At 61.5% G+C, this 21,364-nt stretch carries 21 protein-coding genes; 9 read left to right on the top strand and 12 right to left on the bottom strand.

Annotated features, from left to right (window positions below; genetic code table 11):
* Nucleotides 1-15 precede the first annotated feature (15 nt).
* Entirely contained in the window at nt 16-681 is a 666-nt protein-coding gene (locus ACMUVN_RS02565; protein ID WP_047614124.1) for a TetR/AcrR family transcriptional regulator, read from the bottom strand.
* Between the two features lie 175 nt (nt 682-856).
* On the opposite strand from ACMUVN_RS02565, the gene ACMUVN_RS02560 reads away from it, so the two are divergent.
* Both ACMUVN_RS02560 and ACMUVN_RS02555 read left to right on the top strand, forming a co-directional pair.
* Entirely contained in the window at nt 857-1,303 is a 447-nt protein-coding gene (locus tag ACMUVN_RS02560; RefSeq protein WP_028757490.1) for a hypothetical protein, read from the top strand.
* A 23-nt stretch (nt 1,304-1,326) separates the two neighbouring features.
* A complete protein-coding gene (locus ACMUVN_RS02555) occupies nt 1,327-1,692 on the top strand; it encodes a DUF4087 domain-containing protein (RefSeq protein ID WP_063474704.1) in 366 nt (121 codons plus the stop codon).
* Nucleotides 1,693-1,703: 11 nt separating this feature from the next.
* Here the strand turns inward: ACMUVN_RS02555 and ACMUVN_RS02550 are convergent, their stop codons facing one another.
* From ACMUVN_RS02550 to ACMUVN_RS02540, 3 genes are all read right to left on the bottom strand, one after another.
* Complete coding sequence (locus ACMUVN_RS02550) at nt 1,704-3,386, bottom strand: hypothetical protein (protein WP_414814863.1); 1,683 nt, start codon at nt 3,384-3,386, stop codon at nt 1,704-1,706.
* Entirely contained in the window at nt 3,386-4,444 is a 1,059-nt protein-coding gene (locus ACMUVN_RS02545) for a glycosyltransferase family 2 protein (protein WP_097542188.1), read from the bottom strand. Before ACMUVN_RS02545 ends, ACMUVN_RS02550 begins: the two co-directional genes overlap by 1 nt.
* 92 nt (nt 4,445-4,536) lie before the next feature.
* Nucleotides 4,537-5,445 carry an AraC family transcriptional regulator gene (locus tag ACMUVN_RS02540; protein WP_028757486.1) on the bottom strand — a complete coding sequence of 303 codons (909 nt, stop codon included), beginning with the start codon at nt 5,443-5,445 and terminating at the stop codon, nt 4,537-4,539.
* Nucleotides 5,446-5,649: 204 nt separating this feature from the next.
* Between ACMUVN_RS02540 and ACMUVN_RS02535 the strand changes: the two genes are divergently transcribed.
* A complete protein-coding gene (locus tag ACMUVN_RS02535) occupies nt 5,650-6,696 on the top strand; it encodes an NAD(P)-dependent alcohol dehydrogenase (RefSeq protein WP_028757485.1) in 1,047 nt (348 codons plus the stop codon).
* Nucleotides 6,697-6,833: 137 nt separating this feature from the next.
* On the opposite strand, the gene ACMUVN_RS02530 is transcribed toward ACMUVN_RS02535, so the two are convergent.
* The 5 genes from ACMUVN_RS02530 to ACMUVN_RS02510 form a co-directional block, all read right to left on the bottom strand.
* Complete coding sequence (locus ACMUVN_RS02530; RefSeq protein ID WP_132572490.1) at nt 6,834-8,789, bottom strand: elongation factor G; 1,956 nt, start codon at nt 8,787-8,789, stop codon at nt 6,834-6,836.
* A gap of 447 nt (nt 8,790-9,236) precedes the next feature.
* Entirely contained in the window at nt 9,237-10,502 is a 1,266-nt protein-coding gene (locus ACMUVN_RS02525; RefSeq protein WP_028757546.1) for an NAD(P)/FAD-dependent oxidoreductase, read from the bottom strand.
* Nucleotides 10,503-10,868: 366 nt separating this feature from the next.
* The gene (locus tag ACMUVN_RS02520; protein WP_080759837.1) at nt 10,869-11,378 is read right to left on the bottom strand and encodes a BA14K family protein; all 510 of its coding nucleotides are present in this window, start codon (nt 11,376-11,378) and stop codon (nt 10,869-10,871) included.
* Nucleotides 11,379-11,505: 127 nt separating this feature from the next.
* Complete coding sequence (locus ACMUVN_RS02515; protein WP_132572493.1) at nt 11,506-12,051, bottom strand: PH domain-containing protein; 546 nt, start codon at nt 12,049-12,051, stop codon at nt 11,506-11,508.
* A 26-nt stretch (nt 12,052-12,077) separates the two neighbouring features.
* Nucleotides 12,078-12,542 carry an Lrp/AsnC family transcriptional regulator gene (locus ACMUVN_RS02510; protein ID WP_047610791.1) on the bottom strand — a complete coding sequence of 155 codons (465 nt, stop codon included), beginning with the start codon at nt 12,540-12,542 and terminating at the stop codon, nt 12,078-12,080.
* 147 nt (nt 12,543-12,689) lie between these two features.
* On the opposite strand from ACMUVN_RS02510, the gene ACMUVN_RS02505 reads away from it, so the two are divergent.
* From ACMUVN_RS02505 to ACMUVN_RS02490, 4 genes are all read left to right on the top strand, one after another.
* Complete coding sequence (locus ACMUVN_RS02505) at nt 12,690-13,409, top strand: aspartate/glutamate racemase family protein (RefSeq protein ID WP_028757544.1); 720 nt, start codon at nt 12,690-12,692, stop codon at nt 13,407-13,409.
* Between the two features lie 201 nt (nt 13,410-13,610).
* A complete protein-coding gene (locus ACMUVN_RS02500; protein WP_028757543.1) occupies nt 13,611-14,528 on the top strand; it encodes a helix-turn-helix domain-containing GNAT family N-acetyltransferase in 918 nt (305 codons plus the stop codon).
* 59 nt (nt 14,529-14,587) lie between these two features.
* Entirely contained in the window at nt 14,588-15,211 is a 624-nt protein-coding gene (locus ACMUVN_RS02495) for a TetR/AcrR family transcriptional regulator (protein ID WP_028757542.1), read from the top strand.
* Between the two features lie 127 nt (nt 15,212-15,338).
* Nucleotides 15,339-16,547 (top strand): MFS transporter, encoded by a 1,209-nt coding sequence (locus tag ACMUVN_RS02490; protein ID WP_132572496.1) that lies wholly within the window; start codon nt 15,339-15,341, stop codon nt 16,545-16,547.
* 9 nt (nt 16,548-16,556) lie between these two features.
* Here the strand turns inward: ACMUVN_RS02490 and ACMUVN_RS02485 are convergent, their stop codons facing one another.
* On the bottom strand, nt 16,557-16,973 hold the full coding sequence (locus tag ACMUVN_RS02485; protein WP_028757540.1) for a winged helix-turn-helix transcriptional regulator: 417 nt from the start codon (nt 16,971-16,973) through the stop codon (nt 16,557-16,559).
* Between the two features lie 123 nt (nt 16,974-17,096).
* On the opposite strand from ACMUVN_RS02485, the gene ACMUVN_RS02480 reads away from it, so the two are divergent.
* Nucleotides 17,097-18,005 carry an SDR family oxidoreductase gene (locus ACMUVN_RS02480; protein WP_132572499.1) on the top strand — a complete coding sequence of 303 codons (909 nt, stop codon included), beginning with the start codon at nt 17,097-17,099 and terminating at the stop codon, nt 18,003-18,005.
* A gap of 246 nt (nt 18,006-18,251) precedes the next feature.
* Here ACMUVN_RS02480 and ACMUVN_RS02475 read toward each other — a convergent pair whose 3' ends face one another.
* The gene (locus ACMUVN_RS02475) at nt 18,252-19,004 is read right to left on the bottom strand and encodes a pyridoxine 5'-phosphate synthase (protein ID WP_132572502.1); all 753 of its coding nucleotides are present in this window, start codon (nt 19,002-19,004) and stop codon (nt 18,252-18,254) included.
* A 451-nt stretch (nt 19,005-19,455) separates the two neighbouring features.
* Here ACMUVN_RS02475 and ACMUVN_RS02470 point away from each other — a divergent pair, with 451 nt between their 5' ends.
* The gene (locus ACMUVN_RS02470; protein ID WP_047610796.1) at nt 19,456-20,148 is read left to right on the top strand and encodes a MerR family transcriptional regulator; all 693 of its coding nucleotides are present in this window, start codon (nt 19,456-19,458) and stop codon (nt 20,146-20,148) included.
* Nucleotides 20,149-20,188: 40 nt separating this feature from the next.
* Here the strand turns inward: ACMUVN_RS02470 and ACMUVN_RS02465 are convergent, their stop codons facing one another.
* Complete coding sequence (locus ACMUVN_RS02465) at nt 20,189-21,316, bottom strand: ATP-dependent DNA helicase (protein WP_132572505.1); 1,128 nt, start codon at nt 21,314-21,316, stop codon at nt 20,189-20,191.
* Between the last annotated feature and the right edge of the window lie 48 nt (nt 21,317-21,364).

Here is a 21,364-nt window from a genome sequence, read left to right as displayed (position 1 = left end):
GTCATTAAAGCGGAATCAACCGAGAACCGGCATCTCCACCAGAACCTTGTCCGTGCCGTAGAGCCGGAGGAAGGCGGTAACCGCCCTCTCCGCCTGGCGCGCGGTATCCTTGAGGCCCGGCTCGCCGAGCAGCATGCGCACATGCAGATCGGAAACAACAAGGCCGTAAAGCGTGTGATAAGCCTCGTCGGCATCGGAAAAACGCAGGAGCCCTGCCCTCTTTCCGGCATCGATCAACGCCATGGCGCGCCGGTCGATCTGGCGGCGGCCGCGCTCGAGCAGCAGCTTGCCGAGCTTCGAGCCGTCGCGGTTCGACTGGCCGATCGCCAACCGGTTCAGCGCCAGCGAGACGTCGCCGGCGAGCACCTCCAGCAGATCACGCGCGAAAATGACCACATGGTCGTGCAGACTTGCCGCCGTCAGTCGCTCGCCGTTGCGCTCGAAGGTGCGCACTTTGCTCGCCTGATAGGCGATCATCGCCGACAACAACCCATCGCGATCGCCGAACCACTTGTAGAGGCTCTCCTTCGAGCAATTGGCGGCACGCGCCACACCCGAGGTCGTCAGCGCCTTCTCGCCGCCATCGACGAGCAACCGCAACGCCTGCTCCAGAACGGCGTTCTGGCGCGGCGAAAATTCGCTCGGCTCTGCGGTATCGACAGACACGGTCGTAGCTCCCATATACGTACCGTACGGTACGGTTCGTGAGGTTTATGCGATAAACCGATCAGATCGTCAAGAAGCCCGGATCAATTTTTTTAATACGGGAAACCGCGATGAAACACCAGAATTGGATAGGCGCGAATCCTTGGTGATCGCATATTGTCGCGGTACCCGTTTGCGCCTGGAGGCTTCGATGTCACGCCTGTCTGCAGCTCTTCTCCTGCTCGGAGCAATTTTCCTGGGCGGCTCAAGCGCTCTCGCGCAGTCCGACAGCGACGTCTATAACCGCATCGAAGAACTGCACGGCGACGCCGCAGGCTTCGACCGGCCGCTGCGCCAACTCGTTCGGGCGATGCGCTCGGGCGACGCCGAAACCATTGCCGGGCTTGCCGAATACCCGCTGACGGTCGAGGCCAGGGGCGAGACTTACGACGTCGAGAGCGCCGAAGATTTCATCGACAATTTCGACGATCTGGTGACGCCGGAAACGCGCCGCGCCGTCGGGCGCCAGCAATACGGGGATCTCTTCGTCAATAGCGACGGCGTCATGCTCGCGGGTGGCGCCCTCTGGATGGGCGCGGTCTGCGATGACGACGCCTGCGAGGAAAGCCATTGGGCGATCATCGCGATCAACAACTGAAATCTGGCGATGAGGAAAAGCCGATGAAATACCGGATCGCTGCCGCAGTCATCACCGCAGCCCTTGCCATCGCCGCAAATGCACAGGCGGCCGAAACGCGCTGCGGCTGGATTGAAAATCCGACGCCCGCCAACTGGTGGCTGGAAGATGCGGAAAACACCTGGACGATCATGACCCAGGGCGACGATGCCGGCGAGGTGGAAGGCATGGAGCTGATCTCCGACATCTCCGAACGTGAGTATGTCAGAACCAACGGCAATTACGGCTATGCCTGCGCCTGCATGAGTGTGGAGACGGATGGCAAGGAGCGCATCACGAAAATCCTCTCCTTCCGCCAGCTCAAGCTCGCCAAATGCCGTGCCGACAAGGCGCTGAAATTCCCCGGCTGATGAGCCGCGGCTTATAACGCCGTGGCGCAACCCGCCGGGATAGCCAAAGGCTCTGCCGGCATCGTCTTATCGATCGCGTAAAGCTTCGCGAAACCGGCATCCTCGATGACCGTCAGGCCCGACGGCATGAAGGTGCCGACATAGCGATCGAGAATATCGGCATTGGCGACCAGGACGAAATCGAAACGACTGCGCCAATCCGACAGATAGGGCGTGAAGTCTCGATATTGCTGCAACATTGTCGGGCATGAAAGCACACCCACCGACAGCAGATTGCCCTCTGGAACCGCGATCTCAGACCAGGGCGACAGAACGGAAAGTGGCTGCTTGCCTTTTGCGGTGAAGAGCGTCGGCACGAAAGCATGCGAGACGGGCACGGCAAGCGTCGGCAGATGCCGGAAAGTATCCAGTCCCCAGAAAAAATGCCGGTTGGAGTGGGCAAGGTAGCTCACTGTCTCAGGTTCATGCCCAAGTGGTAGCACGGCTGCACCGGCCGGCACCCTTTTCAGCACGCTCTCGACAGCGGCAACATCCTTTTGCGCCAGCCACCAGTTCCAGCCGATCCAGCCGGTACGGCCGAAGACCGCAAGATTGATGACGAGCGAAAGCAACAGCGCCTGCCGGCGCGGGAGATTGGCGAAGGGGCATACCATCGCCATGGCGACGAGCGCCGTCATGATCGGAAAGCGCCAACTGATCCATCCGGTGCCGAGCATGTGGCGAGGCGAAATACAGGAGAGCAGCAGCAGACCGCCAGCGGCGACGGCAAGCCCCGCATGCATGCGGATGTCGCCCGCTCGTGCGGCACGTGTGCAGATGAGGATCAGCGGCAGAACCAGTAAGACATCCACCACCGGGACATAGGTCGTGATGGCGGAGAGCAGATTGAGGACGATCAGGACGACGCTGTCGTTCCATGCAAGCCCAAGGCCGTTGCCACCGGCGTTGGGCAAAGATGCCGTGTGAAGGTAGAGCGCGAGCGGTGGCAAGACGCAGGCGCCAATCGCCAACGCCAACCGGCCGACGAGCCTCGTGAGACCCGCCTTCGATCGCAGTATGTCGATGCGCCACGAAAATTCGAGGCCGCAGACGATCGCCATATAGAAGCCGAGCGAGAAGATGTGCATCACCGTCAGCAGCAGCGAAGCGGCGAGCCGGCAGGCAAAAACCAGCGCGGGATTTTTGCCCTGCAGCCGGAGGTCGACGCAGGCGAAGAAGAGCGCCATGCCGAGGCCGATCTGGAAATTGATGAAGCCGCCGATCATGGTGGCGCACCAGCCGAGCGACAGCATGGCGGTCTGCCAGTGGTGCCGGCCGCCGAAAAGCGCGCGATGCAAGCCGATCGCGCCGAGCGGCGGCAGCACGATCGCCAGGAAAAGCAAAGTCCGCGCAAGCCTGTCGGCGCCGACAAGCGGTCCCAGCCAGGTGGCGAGAATGTCGATCCCGACATTGGTGAAGGTGCGGCTCCAATCGACCGCATAAATCTCAGGAAACGGCTGCTCGCCGATGCCGCCCGAAAGGAGCCATATCCGGGCGTAGTGATTGGGGTAATCGAGAACCGGCGGAAAACGAAACAGCACCACCAGCGCCGCGGCAAGCGCGACGAAAGCGGCGACCGCAATGGTGGAATCCTGTCTGGCGGCCAATCCCTGAGGCTCGCCTGCGACCACAGCAGGCGTGTCGATCTGGTCCATTATCCGATCCGACTGCTCTTTTGCGCTCGCGGAAACTCCCCGGATGTAAAGGCGACATCGAGTGCGGCGCGCTTATCGCTGGCGTTCATCTCCGGAAAAGCAGTCGGCAGCTCGGCGTGTTCGCCGCCGCGCAGGATCGTCTCGATCATGAACATCGGCCGCTTCTTGCTCTCCTGCACGAGACGGCCGAGATATTCGCCGATGATGCCGATACAGATCAGCTGGATGGCGCTGAAGGCGCTGACGGCGGCCATGATCGACGACCAGCCGGTAACCGTTTCGCCTTCCAGCCAGCGAACGAAGGTGTAGACGAGCAACGAGATCGCGACGCAGGCGCTGATCATGCCAAGCCATGTGGCTATACGCAGCGGCGTCGTCGAAAAGCTGGTGATCGCATCGAGCGCAAAATTGATCATCTTGCGCAGCGGATATTTCGTCGCGCCGGCAAAACGGGCGTCACGCTCGTAAGGGAGAGCAACCTGCCTGCCGCCGATCCAGCTGACCATGCCACGGATAAAGCGATCGCGCTCCGGCATCGCCAGCAGGATATCGACGACGCGCCGGCTCATCAGCCGGAAATCGCCGGTATCGCGCGGAATGGTCACCGAGGCGAGCCTGGACAGCGCACGATAGAAAAGCGAAGCCGAGGCAAGCTTGAACCAGGTTTCACCCTCGCGGCGCGTGCGCTGACCATAAACGACGTCGGCGCCACGCTCCATGATCGGCATCATCATCAAAAGCAGTTCGGGCGGATCCTGAAGATCAGCGTCGATCAGTAGCACACGCTCGCCCCGCGACGCGGAGAGACCCGCCGTCGATGCCAATTGGTGGCCGTGATTGCGAAGAAGACGAACGCCGAGCACTTGCGGCACATCAGCCGCCAATTCGGAAATGATCTCCCAGGTGCGGTCGGACGAGCCGTCATCGACGAGAATGAGCTCGAAGGCATCCCCAGCAACGCTCCGAGCAGCTGCGACGGCTCGGCGGCAGAATTCGCGGAGGCCCTCTTCCTCGTTATGACAAGGCGCGACGATGGACAGAAATGGTTCTTGCGTCATACGGACTTCGGGCCTGCTGGATGGTTGGCGCCAGACTAGCCACGAAATGTCAAACTTCCTTTAATGATCGGATGCCCGGGATGCGCGACAGACTACTCCGCCGCCATGACCTCGCGCGCGCCATCGATATCGCGCGCCGGCGAAGCGCCGTAGAGGCGACTGTATTCGCGGCTGAACTGCGACGGGCTTTGATAGCCCACGCGGTGGCCGGCCGTACCGGCATCGAGGCGCTCCACCAGCATCAGGCGACGCGCCTCGTGCAGGCGAAGCTGCTTCTGATATTGCACCGGCGTCATCGCCGTGACCGATTTGAAGTGATGATGGAAGGACGACACGCTCATGCTGACGCGGACGGCAAGATCTTCGATGCGCAGCGGCCGCGCGAAATTCTCCTTCAGCCATGCGACGGCGCGGGCGATCCTGTTGCTGTGGCTGTCTGCTGTGGCGATGTTGATCAGCCGCGCGCCATCCGGCCCGGTCAGCACCCGGTAGAGGATTTCCTGCTCGATCAGCGGCGCCATGGCAGGAATGTCGCCTGGACGATCGAGCAAGCGCAGCAGGCGGACGGCGGCATCCAGGAGCTCCGGCGGAGCGACGTTCACCGCCATCCCGCGCTGCCCGTCGGTATGGGCCGCCGGACGCGGAATATCGATACGGCTCAAAAGCTCAAGCAGCTTTTCGGAATCGATTGCCAGCCCCAGGCAGAGATGCGGCACTTCAGGGCTTGCCTCGGTGACCTGCCAGGCGACCGGCAGGTCGAGCGAGGTCAGCAGATAGTCTCCTGTCCCGTAGCTGATAAGTTCGGTGCCGAGGCGCAGGCTCTTGGCCCCCTGCAGCACAAAGGCAAAACAGGGCCGGTAGCTGCTGTGAAGCGGATCGCTTGGCTTGGACCGACGGCTGACGTGAAGATTGCCGATATCAGTTGAGAACTCGCCGTCGCCAGGCGCGAAGCGCATCGCGATGTCGACAATTTCCTGATAGGGGCTGAAGGGCAAAGTCATGCGGCAACTCTTTCTGTCAACTGGCTGACGCCGGTGATACCGCCCTTATCTAGAGTGCCTTCGCCATTTCGCAAACAGGCCGGCGCCTCACTTTTGCAGGATCGTGCAAAAAGCTGAGAGGATCGCTCTAACCCTCTCACGCAGTTACGGGCAATAGTCCGCCATCCCGTTCAACCCCTACCACAATCGAAAAGGAAGGTTCCCATGCCTATTGCAAGAGGCTACGCCGCAACCGACGCTTCCAAACCGCTGACCCCTTTCACCTTCGAACGCCGCAACCCCAACCCCGATGACGTCGTGATCGACATCAAGTTTGCCGGCATCTGCCATTCGGACATCCACACTGTCCGCAACGAATGGAAGAACGCCGTCTATCCGATCGTGCCGGGCCATGAGATCGCCGGCATCGTCTCGGCCGTCGGTTCCGCCGTGACCAAGTTCAAGGTCGGCGACCGCGTCGGCGTCGGCTGCTTCGTCGATTCCTGTATCGGCTGCGCCGAGCGCGACCTCGATCGCGAACAGTATATGCCGGGTCTCAGCGGCACCTACAATGATTTCGAAGCCGACGGCAAGACACGCACCCAGGGCGGCTATTCCGACTCGATCGTCGTCAAGGAAGGCTATGTCATGTCCATCCCGGACAACCTTCCGCTCGATGCCTCCGCGCCGCTGCTCTGCGCCGGCATCACGCTTTATTCGCCGCTGCGCCACTGGAATGCCGGCCCCGGCAAGAAGGTCGCGATCGTCGGCATGGGCGGCCTCGGCCATATGGGCGTCAAGCTGGGTGCGGCCATGGGCGCCGATATCACCGTTCTTTCCCAGAGCCTTTCCAAGAAGGAAGATGGGCTGAAGCTCGGCGCCAAGGAATATTATGCCACCAACGACCCGGAAACCTTCAAGAAGCTCGCCGGCACTTTCGACCTGGTCATCTGCACCGTCAGCGCCGAAATCGACTGGAATGCCTATCTCGGCCTTCTGAAGGTGGATGGTTCCTTCGTGGTGGTCGGCGCGCCTGAGAATCCGATCCCCGTGCACGCCTTCTCGATCATCCCCGGCCGCAAGAGTATTTCCGGCTCGATGATCGGCTCGATCAAGGAAACCCAGGAAATGCTCGACTTCTGTGGCAAGCACAACATCGTCTCCGAGATCGAGAAGATCAACATCCAGCAGGTCAACGAAGCTTATGAACGCGTCCTGAAGAGCGACGTCCGCTACCGCTTCGTCATCGACATCGCCTCGCTGGCAGCATAAGAAAACGAGAGGCGGCTCCTTCGGGGGCCGCCTTTTTCAATGTCGGGCGATTTCAACTGTGGCGGTGCTGTCAAGATCTCCGCCCTTGGGCGCAGCCGCACCGTCTGCCACCCACGATCAAATGCGACACTCGGATGTCACGATATGCCTCCGGCAAGTCGATGCAGGCGCAGCAGATATTCGACGCCGTTGAACGGATCAGGACCTGATCGCGGGCGCGAGCGCGGCGGGCCAGCCACTGGGGCATAATGATCGAAGCTGCTTTCCATGGTCCCCGCCCCGCTCGTCAGGCCCGGCAAGTGCTGCTGGACACCGCGGACCATCTGAGACGCCATGGTACCCTCGAGCCGGGCGACGCCATCGGCAATGACCGAATCCGTCGTCGTTGCTGCCGATTTTGCAAGCAGGGTGACCACGCCGCTCAAATTTTCCGCGGGCGTTTCGAGATAAAAGCGGTCGATTGGCTCGCAGAGCACGGTCCGCGCGGCCGATAGCGCCGTTGCCAGCACCCATGGCGTCAACTGCCGGAAATCGGCGGCGGTGCTTGCAGGCGAACTGTGCCGGGCCGCCGTCATCGCCACGTGGCAATCGATGACCTGCCAGCCGAAAATCCCCTGTTTCAGCGCTTCGAACACGGTCTCCTCGACCGCTCGATAAAAGGCGATGGGCATCTGGCCGACATCCACTTCGAGCGCAAAGCTGTTGCCCGCCCCGGGAGGGCATGGTTCGACGCGCAGGCCGACGGTTGCCAGGAAGGGATTGGGCTCCTTGAAGAGGATCTGCAGGCCGGCCCCGGTCCCGACTGGCCTCTCGACCAGGATGACGGTGCTTTCCTCGAACTTTGCCTCAAGTCCGAAATCCGTCAGCAGGGTCGATTGGATAACGTCCTTCTGCACCTCGCCGTAGAGTGAAACGAAGACTTCGTCCGTCTCCTCGTTGCGGCGCAAATTGATCAAGGGATCCTGTTCGGCCATCTGGTTCAGCGCCAGCCAGAGCGCCGCCTTGTCGGAAGGCCGCCGCGCAAGAACCCGGGTTTCGAGCGTCGGCGGCGCAAAGTGAGCCCGCCCGCCCGCGGGATCTCCGCCCACCGCATCCCCGATCCGGGCGCCGGCAAGGCCGGCGACGCGGGCAATCTGCCCTGCGCGAAGTCTCTCGGCGCCTTCGATCCGGCCGGCCTCAAACAGGTGGATCGCAGTCACCCGTTCCGGGCCTCTGGGCAGGTCCAGATATTGCCGAAGCCGCACCGTGCCTGAGGCGAGGTAGATATAGGCGAGCTTTTCCCCACCCCAGCCGCGTTCGATCTTGAAGATCTTGCCCGCGACCGGGCCATCCGGATTGGAGCACCGGCCGGGCAAGATCGTCGCAATGGCCGATGCCAGGGCGGGGATGCCGACACCGGTCATCGCTGCGCCCGCGAAGACCGGATGGACGAGGCCGCTCGCCACCTGCTCTGCCAGGCAGCGCCCAAGCCTTTCCTCGCTCAGGCGACCGGGAGCAAGGATATAATCGGCAAGCAGGGCCTCGTCGTTTTCTGCCAGTGCCTCGCAGAGCGGCGTGAAAAGCGGCTCGTCTCCCGGCGCGAGCGTCTCCACCCGGGCAAGCTTGGCTCCGGCATCGATGACCGACGACATGGCGATGGGGCGGACCGCCAGCTGCGCGGCTAGGGCCTCCACCACCTCCTGATATCGGGCCCCAAGACGATCGACCTTGTTGACGAAGAAGATGAAGGGAACGCCAAGCCGCCGCAGCGCTCGCACCAACACCCGTGTCTGGGCCTGCACGCCTTCGACCGCCGAAACGACGACGACCGCGGCATCCAGCAATCCCAGCACCCGCTCGACCTCGGCGATGAAATCCGGGTGGCCGGGCGTGTCGATGAGATTGACGATCCTGTCGCCGATCGCAAACGACACCACCGCCGCCCTGATCGTGATGCCGCGTAGTCGTTCGAGTTCGAGAGTGTCCGTCTGTGTATTGCCGGTATCGACGCTGCCGAGCTTGTCGATGACGCCGGCGTCAAAAAGCAGTCTTTCGGTAAGGCTAGTCTTGCCTGCATCTACATGGGCGAGAATGCCCAGATTCAAAGTGCGCATGAACCACCAACTTCTCAGAATTTCGAATGTGATTTTCGTGAGAAGTGAATCGGCGCATTGGAACCTCTACCCGTTGCTACGGCTGGATGCGCACCTCCCGGTGGTTGGGAGACGCGGATGGAATGCTAAGGGTGTGCGGGGAGATGTGTCAAGCTTGGGCGTATCGCGTTGTCTAAAGGCTCCGACATGTGTGCCGCAGGGCACGACAATCAGCCCTCATGGTGAGGGTGAGGAGCGAAGCAATCGATCCAGTGATCGATTGCAGCGACAAACGCAGGGCCGTCTCGAACCACGAGGGCGGGTGGCTAAGCGGTGCATGCTGCATGCAGATGTCGCTGGGTGAAGCGCCGGTGGCCGTCCCCGATCCTTCGAGGCCCTCCGGGTGCACCTCAGAATGAGGCAGGAGAGACGACGCATTCCCGGACAGCTTTCACGGGCAAAGGAGGCCTACTCCTCCTCTCGCATCGTTTCTTTCTGGGTGATCAGCCGGGCGCTGTGCTGGCCACTCAGATAGATCCACAACCAACTCCAGGCGACGGAGAAGCGCGAGCGGGTGCCGATCAGGAAGTAGATATGGGCAAGACCCCAGATCCACCAGGCGATCCAGCCCTTCAGCTTGATCCGGCCGAAATCGATGATGGCCGCACTCTTGCCGATCGTGGCGAGGCTGCCCTGGTGCCAGTAGCGGAAGGGCGCCGGTGCCGGCTTGCCGGACAGACGGGCACGGATCACCTTGGCGACGTAGCCGCCCTGCTGCTTGGCGGCAGGCGCGATGCCCGGCACCGGCTTCCCGTCCTCGCGCATCACCGATGCGGTATCGCCGACGACGAAGACGTCGGGTAGCCCCGGCGCGCTCAGATCCTTCTCGACCACGACGCGCCCTGCCCGGTCGGCCGCAACGCCGAGCCACCGTGCCGCCGGCGAGGCGGTGACGCCGGCTGCCCAGACGATCGTCCGGCTGGCAACGAAGGTGTCGCCGATCTTCACGCCGTCGGCATTGCATTCCGTCACCGGCCTGCCGAGATGGATCTCGACCCCGAGTTTCTCCAGCGCCTTCTGGGCATAGGCCGAAAGCTCTTCGGCGAAGGTTGGCAGCACCCGCGGACCAGCCTCGACCAGCACGACGCGGGTCTTGCGCGTATCGATGTTGCGGAATTCCTTGGGCAGCGTGAAATGCGCGAGTTCGGCAATGATGCCGGCCAGCTCGACACCGGTCGGCCCGGCCCCGACGATGGTGAAGGTCAGAAGCGCATCGCGCACGGTTGGATCGGCCTCCATCTCCGCCCTCTCGAAGGCAAGCAGCACGCGCCGGCGGATCGTCGTCGCATCCTCCAACGTCTTCAGGCCCGGCGCCACCGGCTCCCATTCATCATGGCCGAAATAGGCATGCGTCGCCCCGGTCGCCAGCACCAGCGTATCGTAACCAAGAGTCATGCCGTTACGGAGGGAAACAGTCTTTGTGCCGCTGTCGACGCCTGTGACCTCGCCGAGCAGAACCGTCACGTCAGGCCGGTCGGCATAGAGCCGGCGGATTGGCCAGGCGATTTCCGAGGTGGAGAGAATGGTCGTCGCCACCTGATAGAGCAGCGGCTGGAAGAGATGATGGTTGCGCCGGTCAACGAGCGTGATCTTGACGCCAGCGCCTTTCAAACCGTTGACGAGTTGCAACCCGCCAAAACCGCCGCCGACAACGACGACATGATGATCGCCCATGACCTGCCCCTTCTGCGCCATTTCGCTGAAAGCCAATGTGGCCCTCGCCGCAAAGGTTGCAACCGCCGTTTCGGCATGTCTCCCCTGCGTCACCCGCAGTCGAAAGAGCATGTCGCGCAAAAGTGTGCAGCGGTTTTGCGAGAACGACATGCTGGAATTGAAAGGCCTAGACCAAAGCGCGACAAACGAGTCCGATCGCGGCGCGCTTTAGCGCCGAGATTATCGGCAACTCCTGCAATCCAACCCGGCGACGCTTGTGAAGCGGACGTCGGGCAGAATTATAACTGCCCAGAGCCTCGGTCGAGGTGCGACACAGACATAGCGTTCGAACGGGTAGTCGGCCCGGAACAGTTCACGGCGCAGCAATCAATAGGGACCGACGCACTGGCGACGGGGTCCATGATAGGGCTGGAAGGTATTGTCGAACGCCCTGTACGACCGATAACGCGCATAGCACCAACTCTCGTGGTTGCCACCCCGTCCATAATAGCCAGACGACGCATAGGCCCGATAGGGCCGGCCATAATAGCGATACGGCGAACCGTAATAGCGGTAGGGCGAGCCGTAATAGCCGTAGGGTGAACCGTAATACGAGCCGTAATAGGGCTGTGCCAATGCGCCGCCAATGATGGTGCCGACGGCTAGGCCACCCAAGGCCCAGCCCCAGTCCGCTCCATGGTTATGGTGGTAACCTCTGTAATAGCCGCCTCGGTAATGGCCGCCACCCCAGTGGCCGCCTCGGCCACGCCATTGCACATGCTCTATCTGCTGCTGCGCTTCGATCCTGGGTGGGTTGATAGCCGGAAACGCTTGAGCCGGCGTGATGCCGGGGGCACCTATGATCAAGCACAACGCGGCGACGGTCAGCTTTCTCATGACTGTTCTCCTCTGCTCCTCCAAGTGAGGGAAATATCTTCCCCTCCTCCTGAACCAAAGGTGAACGCAATATGTCCAAAAACGTTCCTTATAGAGACACATTAATCCCTATCGATGGCACTGCGAATTATCGGCTGCTGGTGCAATCCGACCTTGCTGTTTCCAGGAGGCTGTAAACGTGTCGCGCATCCTCGATCCCCAGAAGCTGAGGTTCGTTGGCCAGACTTGGCGTCCAGCCGCTCATCCTCCTGTTGGACGGCACGCAGAATTTGATCGTACCCTTGCCGCGGCTGCCCTCTTCAAGACTGATCGACGGCAGGAGTTCGAGCTGGTTGGTGGACAAATGTCGAAAGAGCCCGCTTCTGCGAATGATCACACGTCTGTTGGTCAGTACATATTCCGTCCGAGCCCGGGCAGCCGCATCGACGAAAAAGCGTCCGGCCATTAGGTAAAGGCCCATGAGTACGAACGGAATACCCCATAATTTTGTGAATACCGGCGTTTCCGTGCTGATGGCAGTAATTTCCCAGAAGATCGCAAAGCCGCCCCACAAAAGCGAGAACGGAACGAGGAGGACATCCCGCGATGTCAAAAGAAATCCTTGTCCGGGACGCCCTGACCAAAGAAGCTTTTCCCCCGGCATGAGAAAGCTACGAATATCGCTATCGCTCATACTGTCATGCCCCTTCAAATGATTTTTCACCGGGCGTAGCCCACCGGTATTGCCATTCCATGTTTCAATTCTTCCATCGAGATCGACGCCGAGACGTCGAAGAGTTCGAGCTTGCGCACGATCTGCTTGTAGATCACGTCGTAATGCTCGACGCGCGGCAGCACGATCTTCAGAATGTAATCGTGATTGCCGGTCAGTCGGTGCGCCTCGACGATCTCGGGAATGTCGCCGATGATCCGGCGAAAGCTTTCCGTCCATTCGTCGGAATGGTGAGCCGTCTTGACGAGAGCGAAGACCGTCGTCGGCACGCCCATTTTCTCCCGGTCGAGCACGAAGATGCGCCGGGCGATATGGCCGCTTTCTTCCAGCCGCTGGATACGCCGCGAACAGGCCGACACCGAAAGCGCCACGCGCTCCGCAAGATCGGTCACGGATATGCCTGCATCCTTTTGCAGCATGTCGAGAATGCGCCTGTCGCGATCATCAAGCATGTATCCTCCGCCCAATATTTGCACGATTTCATCAAATGGCGCAAAATTATAGCACATATCCCACCATGGAAACAAATAACGCAAACACACCGCGCCGGGATTACGGCATCATTTTCGAAAGTTCAGAATCATGGAGAGCGTGAAGACATGGAAACGATCGGCCTGATCGGCGGCATGAGTTTCGAAAGTTCGGCGGTCTATTACCGTCTCGTCAACGAGATGGTGCGAGACCGCAAGGGTGGCCTTGCCTCGGCCGAACTCATCCTGCATTCGGTGAACTTCGAGGAGATCGTCGCCCTTCAGAAGGCCGGCGCCTGGGATATGGCCGCCCGTCGCCTTGCCGACGTGGCTTTGCGCCTGCAGATTGCTGGCGCCGGCTGCATCCTCATCTGCACCAACACCATGCATCTGATTGCCGACGAGGTTGCCAAGAAGATCTCCGTGCCGCTGATCCACATCATCGACGAGACGGCGAAATCGCTGCATGCCGGCGGCCGGAAGCGCCCGTTGCTGCTTGCGACCCGCTACACGATGGAACACGGCTTCTACAGCGACCGCATGAAAAACCTCGGTCTCGACATCATGGTTCCCGATGCCGGCGACCGCACCACCGTGCACGACATCATTTTCAATGAACTCTGCGCCGGCAAGGTACTCGACAGCTCACGCGACAAGCTCATGGCGGTCATATCACGCGCCATCGACAACGGCGCCGACAGCATCATCCTCGGCTGCACCGAGATCTGCCTGATCCTCGATCCCGACCATCTGCCGCTGCCCGGCTTCGACACCACGGCGATTCATGCGCGAGCGGCAGTCGATTTCGCGCTTGGCGCGGACGAGATCGCGGAAGAGGAAGCGGCCTGAAAGTGTCTCGCTTCGGATTGCCAAATTAGTTGACTCAGTCCATTAAATACAGGACAAGATCTCTATTTGGAGATTCTTGAGTTGTTGACAAGGCTCGTTCTCTCCTCGGCGTTATCCTCGGCCTTGTGCCGAGGATAAACGAAAGATGAGTGGGCCGACTTGTCAGCAGTCTGACAAGGTTTCCATCTGGAGATCTTTGCCGTGTCCGATATCGCCCTCATCGAAACCGCGCGCGATTTCAACCGCTTCTATACGAACTTCCTCGGCCTCCTGAACAAGGCCTATCTCGACACCGCATTCACGCTGACGGATGCCCGCATCCTCTTCGAGATCGGCTCGCATGACGGTGTCAGCGCCGTGGCGCTGGTCCGCGACCTGCATCTCGACCCGGCCTATCTCAGCCGTATCCTCAAGCGTTTCCGCGCAGAGGGACTGATCGAGACCAGTCCGGATCCGGCCGATCTGCGCAGCCAGGTCATCATTGTCACCGACCGGGGACGTGAGCAGTTCGAAGAACTCGGCCGGCGCGCCAATGCGCAGATCGCCGCCCGTTTCGACAATCTCGCGGCCGGCGAGCCGGAGGCGGCAGTCTCGGCCATGCACACCATCCGCGCCCTCCTCGACCCTACGGCCAAACCCGCACCGGCCGTCATCCGCGCCCATCGCGCCGGCGATATCGGCTGGATCGTTCAGAGCCAGGGCCGTTTCTACGCCGAGGAGTATGGCTGGGACCTGCGCTTCGAAGCGCTGGTCGCCGAAGTTGCCGGGAAATTCCTCGCCAATTTCGATCCGGCCAAGGAATATTGCTGGATCGCCGAGCGCGGCGGCGTCAATGTCGGCTCGGCCCTCGTCACCAATGGCGGCGACGGCATCGCCAAGCTCCGTCTGCTCTATGTCGACAAATCAGCCCGCGGCCTCGGGCTCGGCAAGATGCTGGTCGACGAATGCATCCGCTTCTCCAGACAGAAGGGCTACCGCGAACTCTCGCTCTGGACCAACGACATGCTGGAGACCGCCCGCGCCATCTATATCAAGGCCGGCTTCCTGCTTGTCTCCGAGGAGAGACACCGCATGTTCGGCCCCGAGGCGAACGGCCAGAACTGGGTTCTGGCTCTGTGATTTGCTGCGTCGCAAAAGTTTCGCTTGATTTGGAAACGAACATTTCCTAATTAGATGCCATGAATACGGCGACCATTGAACATCAAGAAAAGACCAGGGGCCGCGGCCGGCCGCGCGAATTCGACGTGGAGGCAGCGCTCGACGCTGCCCTACGCGTCTTTTCCGAGCGCGGGTATCACGCCGCCTCGATCAGCGAACTGACCGAGGCCATGGGTCTTGCCGCCGGCAGTGTCTACAAGGCGTTCGGCGATAAGCGTGGCATCTTCCTTGCAACGTTCGACCGCTACCGCGCCGTGCGCCGTGGCATGCTCGATGCCGAACTCGCCAAGGCAGAGACCGGCCGGGATAAGCTGCATGCGCTGATCGCCTTCTTTGCGGCCTCCTCCCACGGCGAAACCGGCAGGCGTGGCTGCCTGGTGGTCGGCAGCGCCGGCGATCTCGCTCTCTTCGACAGCGAAGCGGCCGAACGTGTCGCCGCCGCCTTCATGACCGACGAGACACTGCTGGCCGATCTGATCCGCCTCGGCCAGTCCGACGGCTCGATTTCTGCAGACCTCGATATATCAGCGACCGCGCTTGCGCTTCTCTGCCTCACCAAAGGCATGCGCGTCATCGGCAAGGTGGAGCGCAGCGGTGAAGAAATGGCGGCCGTCGCCGAAGCCGCGATGAAGTTGGTGACCTGACATCCCCCGGAGAAAGGCAAGCCATTCTCTCGGAGGAGCGGCAAGCTGTTGCACAGCCGGAAGCGGGTGGCCGGCGGCAAGACCATTTGAAATCATTCCTTTCAATCTTTGAATACCGGAGTTCCCGATGAGCATTTCAGCCACCACGCCGGATAAGGCCATTCCCAGGGCGCTATCCCCCTGGCTAACCTTCCTTTTCGCCGCCGCCTGCGGGCTGGTGGCCGCCAATCTCTATTACGGCCAGCCGCTTGCCGGCCCGATCAGCGCCGATCTTGGCTTCACGCCTGCCGCCACCGGCCTGATCGTCACGCTGACGCAGATCGGCTACGGGCTCGGCCTGTTGCTGATCGTGCCTCTCGGCGACCTCACCGAAAATCGCCGTCTGGTGTTGCTGCTGATCGCCGTCTCCGCCGTTGCGCTGATCGGCGCGGCGCTGTCGTCGACGCCGACGGCCTTCCTCATCGCCTCGCTCTGCATCGGTCTTTCGTCGGTGGCAGTTCAGGTCCTGGTTCCCTTCGCCGCCAACATGGCGCCGGATGCAACGCGCGGTCAGGTCGTCGGCAATGTCATGAGCGGCCTGCTCTGCGGCATCATGCTGGCTCGCCCCTTTGCAAGCTTCGTCGCCGAAGCTTCCTCCTGGCATGTGGTCTATTACCTCACCGCGGCGCTGATGATCGTGCTTGCCGTCGTGCTGCGCTTCAACCTGCCGGTTCGGCTGCCGAAGACGAAGCTGCGCTATGGCGAGTTGCTCGCCTCCATGGGTCATCTGGCGCTGACCTCGCGCGTGCTGCAGCGCCGGGCACTCTACCAGGCCGGTATGTTCGGCGCCTTCAGCCTGTTCTGGACGACGACGCCGCTGCTGCTTGCAAGCCCGGTTTTCGGCCTGACACAGAACGGCATCGCTGTCTTTGCTCTTGCAGGCGCTGCCGGCGCCATCGCCTCGCCGATCGCCGGCCGGCTTGCCGACCGCGGCATGACGAGGATCGCCTCGACGATTGCCATGCTGCTCGGCATGGCTTCCTTCCTGATCAGCCATTTCGCCACGGACGGTTCGCTCACCGCTCTGCTGCTTTTGACGGCCGCGGCGATCCTTCTCGATTTCGGCGTGACGACCAATCTGGTCTGCGGCCAGCGCGCCATTTATGCCCTGAACCCGGAACACCGCAGCCGGCTCAACGGCCTGTTCATGGCGACCTTCTTTGCCGGCGGCGCGCTCGGCTCGGCGCTCGGCGGCTGGGCCTATGCGACCGGCGGCTGGACGATGACAGCCTGGATCGGCTTCTGCTTCCCGGCGCTGGCCTTCCTGCTGTTCCTGATGGAAGGGCGCGGCCGGTAGGAAGCCAGCCTATTTGTCGGTGGAATCAAAATGCGAACGGGCGGCGCGAACGGCATCGTGGTTTGCCTCCGCCCAGTTCAGCAGCTGCGACAGTGGCTGGTAGAGCGAGCGTCCGAGTTCGGTCATCGAATATTCGACGCTCGGCGGCTTGGTCGGGAACACTTCGCGATGGATATACCCGTCCCTCTGCAGGTCACGTAGTGTCTGCGTCAACATGCGCTGCGAGATATCGGGGAGCATCCGCCGCAGCTCGCCGAAGCGACAGGGCCGAGCCGCCAGCACTTCGAGCAGCAGCGTCGACCATTTGCCGCCGATTTGCTGCATCATGTCCCTGACCGGGCAATTCGAAAAATCGAGACTGGCGAGATCGATCTCGCGCCGCATCCCCGGCATTCTGTTCTTCAGACTGAGGACCGCGCCGGTCATCTGCTGGTTCCTTTTTGGTAACGTAGAGCCGAAAAACTGCCTCCTTTACACCGCCAAGTCAATTCCTATTCTAGTGTAACTCTCTTTTTGAGACCGCCACCAAAACATAGAAGGAAACGACCTATGAGCGAAACCATCCTGGTCACCGGCGCTGCCGGGCAGCTCGGCCAGCGTGTCATCCATCACCTCATCGAGACCTACAGGGTCGCGCCCGGCAGCATCGTCGCGGCAACGCGCAGCCCGCAAAAGCTCGCTGAGCTGGAAAAGAATGGCGTTCTCACCCGCAAGGCCGATTTCGACGATGTGGCAGGCCTGGAAGAGGCTTTTGCCGGCATCGACCGCCTGCTGATCATCAGCACCGACGCGCTCGACACGCCCGGCAAGCGTCTCGCCCAGCACAAGGGCGCCGTTGCAGCGGCCGTCAAAGCCGGCGTCAAGCACATCGCCTACACCTCGATGCCGGCGCCGGACAATTCGCTCGTTTCCTTCGCGCCCGATCATCTCGGCAGCGAGAACGCCATCAAGGCAAGCGGCATCGCTTACACGATCATCCGCGACGCCTGGTATCACGACAATTACCTGCACGGCATGCCGCACAACCTGCAGGGCGGCAAATGGTACAGCGCCACCGGCGACGGCAAGATCTCGACCATCTCGCGTGACGACTGCGCGCTGGCCATCGCCGCAGCCCTTGCCTCCGGCACCGCCGAGAGCGCCACCTATACGCTAACCGGCGCGCAATTGCTGAACAACCGGCAGATCGCCGCCATCGTCTCCGAAGCCGCCGGTAAGCCGCTCGAAGTCGTCGACGTCAATGACGAACAGCTCGGCCAGGGCATCCGCGGCGCGGGTCTTCCCGGCTTCGTCGCCGACATGCTGGTTTCGGCCGACGCCAACATCCGCGCCGGCAACTTCGCGATCGTCACCGAAGACTTCACCAAGCTGACCGGCAAACAACCACAGCCGCTGAAGGATTTCTTCGTGGAACACAAGGCGGCCCTGACGGCGTCAGGCAATGCCGGAGGCCATTGAAGCCTTTAGCTGTGTTCCTGCGCTAGTCGCAGGGATGAGCGAACTCCGATTCTGGATCCCTCATCAGGGCAGATGAGTCACGTACGGCCAGGGCGCTCCGTGGCTGGATTCCTGTGACAGGCACAGGAATCCAGCGCGCCCAGGTCCTTGGGCGCGGGAGACTCTTGCTTCAAAACGCACTGTGTGACTCACAGTCAGAAGCGTAATAACCCGCTTCCAGTCAAAGCGTTGAAGTCAACGCCCCGATCAAACTGCCTGCCCGCAGGCCCGGCAAAAGCGCCGTACCGTTTCCGCCATGCCGTATTCCAGCGCATCGGCGGTCAGCCCGTGGCCGATCGAGACTTCAGCAAGCGCGGGAATGCGTTTCACCAGCGCTGGCAGGTTTTCAACTGTCAGATCATGGCCGGCATTGACGGCAAGGCCGATTGCAAGGGCCGCATCCGCCGTCCGTCCGAGTGCTTCGAGGATCGGGGCCGCCCGTTCCGGCGCGCCGTAACAGCCGCCATAGGGGCCGGTGTAGAGTTCGATCCGGTCGGCGCCGACCGCCTTGGCGATCTCGACCGCTTCCACATCCCCGTCGCCATCGGCAAACAGCGACACCCGGCATCCCATTCTCTTCAGCCGCGCGACGGCATCGGTCAAAAACGCCTGATGCTTGCGGAAATCCCAGCCGTGATCGGAGGTCGCCTGCGCGGGATCGTCGGGCACCAGCGTCACCTGCTCGGGGGCGGCCCCGGCGCAAAGTTCGAAGAATTCCTCGGTGGGATAGCCCTCGATATTGAATTCGGCCTTGGGAAATTCGTCGTCGATCAGGTTGCGGATCACGGGAAGGTCGGAAAAGCGGATGTGCCGCTGGTCGGGGCGCGGATGCACCGTCAGGCCGCTGGCGCCGGAGGCGAGTGCGATCCGCCCGAGCGCTTCGACGCTTGGCCACGGCAGATCGCGCCGGTTGCGCAGCATGGCGATGGCGTTGAGGTTCACGGAGAGCTTGGCGGGCATGGCGAAATCCATCGGTCATGAAAATGGGAGGCCCTGCTTTTAAGCCATGTGCTCCGTGATGGCCAACGAGATTCACAAATGGATGCGATGCCAATCGCTGATGGACACCGAAATTGCGCTGAGCATTTGCCGCACGCGTACCGCAGATAGTAAATCCCGTCACCCTTGAAGAGGACCGCGAGATTCCGCAGTGCAGCACATGTTTTTGTGCGACACACCCAAGAACCCGGCAAAATATGCCGGTAAAGTTGCTATCCCATTTAAAAGAGATTATTTTTAGCACTTATAAAAAAGATCGTTCACGCATAACGTGGACATCGTATCGCGTAGAGTACGCCGCGTACTGCTTCTTTCCCACTGAGAAGAACGCTTAGAGGAAACCCCACTCGCCGCGCATGGGAAGCAACTGGCAAATCCGCATGAGGTGCAACAACATGCCCTAGGAGGGTTCATGCCAGACGGTTCCAAACGCCTGTTTGCCACCGCCGGTATCGCTTCGGAGGCCCGATCGAAATATCGGTTCCTGCCTTCAGCCGCGCTGCCGCCGGATCTACCTGATGGTCCCGTGCCCATCGCCGATATGGCCAATGCATTCGGGGTGACACACAGGACACTGCATTTCTACGAAGAGAAGGGCTTGATTTCGGCCAATCGCATCGGCCTGATGCGGGTCTACGGGCAGGACGACGTGATGCGCATGGCCGTCATCACCGTTTGCCGTGAGACGGGCATGGCGATCGCCGTCATCCAGGAATTGATGGACGAGCTTCGCAGCGCCGATTCGCAGGAATCGGCCGAGGCAATGTTCCGCGAGGCCCTGCAGGTACGCAAGCGCGAGCTGACCGCCGAGATGTCGACGCTGCACCGCCAGCTCCAACAGGTCGGCGACCTCCTGGATTACGACGGCAGCATCGAGGAGCCGCCGTTGAACGACAATCAGGACAGCGCCAGCCTGAGTCCACAGGAGCGGCGTTGCCTGGAACTGATGGCGGAAGGCTATTCCACCCAGCGCATCGCCCGGGCGCTCGACCTGAAACATGACGAGACCAAGGATCTCGAGGCCGGGATCATCCTGAAATTCCGCGCCAACAACCGCTTTCAGGCCATCGCCAAGGCGGTTCTGCTCGGCATCGTGCAGGCCTGAACACACCCGACGGCCGCCACCGTCTCCTGCCCGCCAACCGTCAACGGACGATCGTCAGCGTCTCCGCCGCGCGCGTAATCGCGGTATAGAGCCAGCGCTCCCGCGTGTCGCGAAACGCCCAGCTCTCATCGAACAGCACGACATCGTTCCATTGCGAACCCTGCGCCTTGTGCACGGTGAGCGCATAGCCATAGTCGAACTCGTCGTAGCGCTTGCGGGTGTTCCAGGGGATCTCGCCCTCGACATCTTCGAAGGCCTGCTTCAGCAGCTTGATCTTGGCAGCGCCGCGGTCCATGTCGTCGTCCTCGGGGCGGACCAGCAGATTGATGCCGGGCTTCATCGTTTCCTTCGACGAGGTCATCACCTGCCAGAGCGAGCCGTTGAGCAGGCCCTTGGCCGGATCGTTCCGCAGGCAGACAAGCTTGTCGCCGGTCTGCGGATAATCGGCATTGAAGCCTTTCAGCTCGCGCAGGCGCTGATTGTAGCGGCGGCGCGTCCGGTTGGTGCCGACGAGTACTTGGTCGGCCTGCATCACCAGATCCTGCGTCACCTCGTTCTTCGAGATCACCTTGGCCGTGCCGTAATCGCCATACATCACCTCATTGCCTTCACGCACCTGCATGGCAAGCTTGATGATCGGATTGTCGCGCGCCTGGCGGTGAATGTCGGTGAGCAGGTAATCCGGGTCCTGATTGGTGAAGTAACCGCCGCCGCTGACCGGCGGCAGCTGGCCGGGATCGCCGAGCACCAGGATCGGTGTGCCGAAGCTCATCAGATCCTTGCCGAGCGCCTCGTCGACCATCGAGCATTCATCAACGATGATCAGTGCAGCCTTGGCGACCGGGCTTTGCCGGTTGATCGAAAACATCGGCGCGATCGACGTCTTGCCGGTTTCCTCGTCCTCCACCGCCTCCTCGCCGCGCGGCCGGTAGATCAGCGAATGGATCGTCCGGGCGTTGGAGGCGCCGCGCGAGCGCAGCACCTGCGCGGCCTTGCCGGTGAAAGCGGCAAACAACACGTCGCCGTCGACATTCTCGGCGAAGTGCTTGGCAAGCGTCGTCTTTCCCGTTCCGGCATAGCCGAACAGGCGAAAGAGCGGCGAGCGCCCTTCATTCAGCCATTTCGAAACAGCCTTGAGGGCTTCGTCTTGTTGCGGCGCAAATTGCATGATTGCACGACTTGGCAGGATTCGCGGGCGTTAGGCAAGGCGGAAACT

The organism is Rhizobium sp. IY2, assembly GCF_047532935.1.
GTDB classification, from domain to species: domain Bacteria; phylum Pseudomonadota; class Alphaproteobacteria; order Rhizobiales; family Rhizobiaceae; genus Rhizobium; species Rhizobium anhuiense.
The sequence above is the reverse complement of the archived record's forward strand: the minus strand, read 5'-3'. Positions and strand labels throughout refer to the sequence as shown.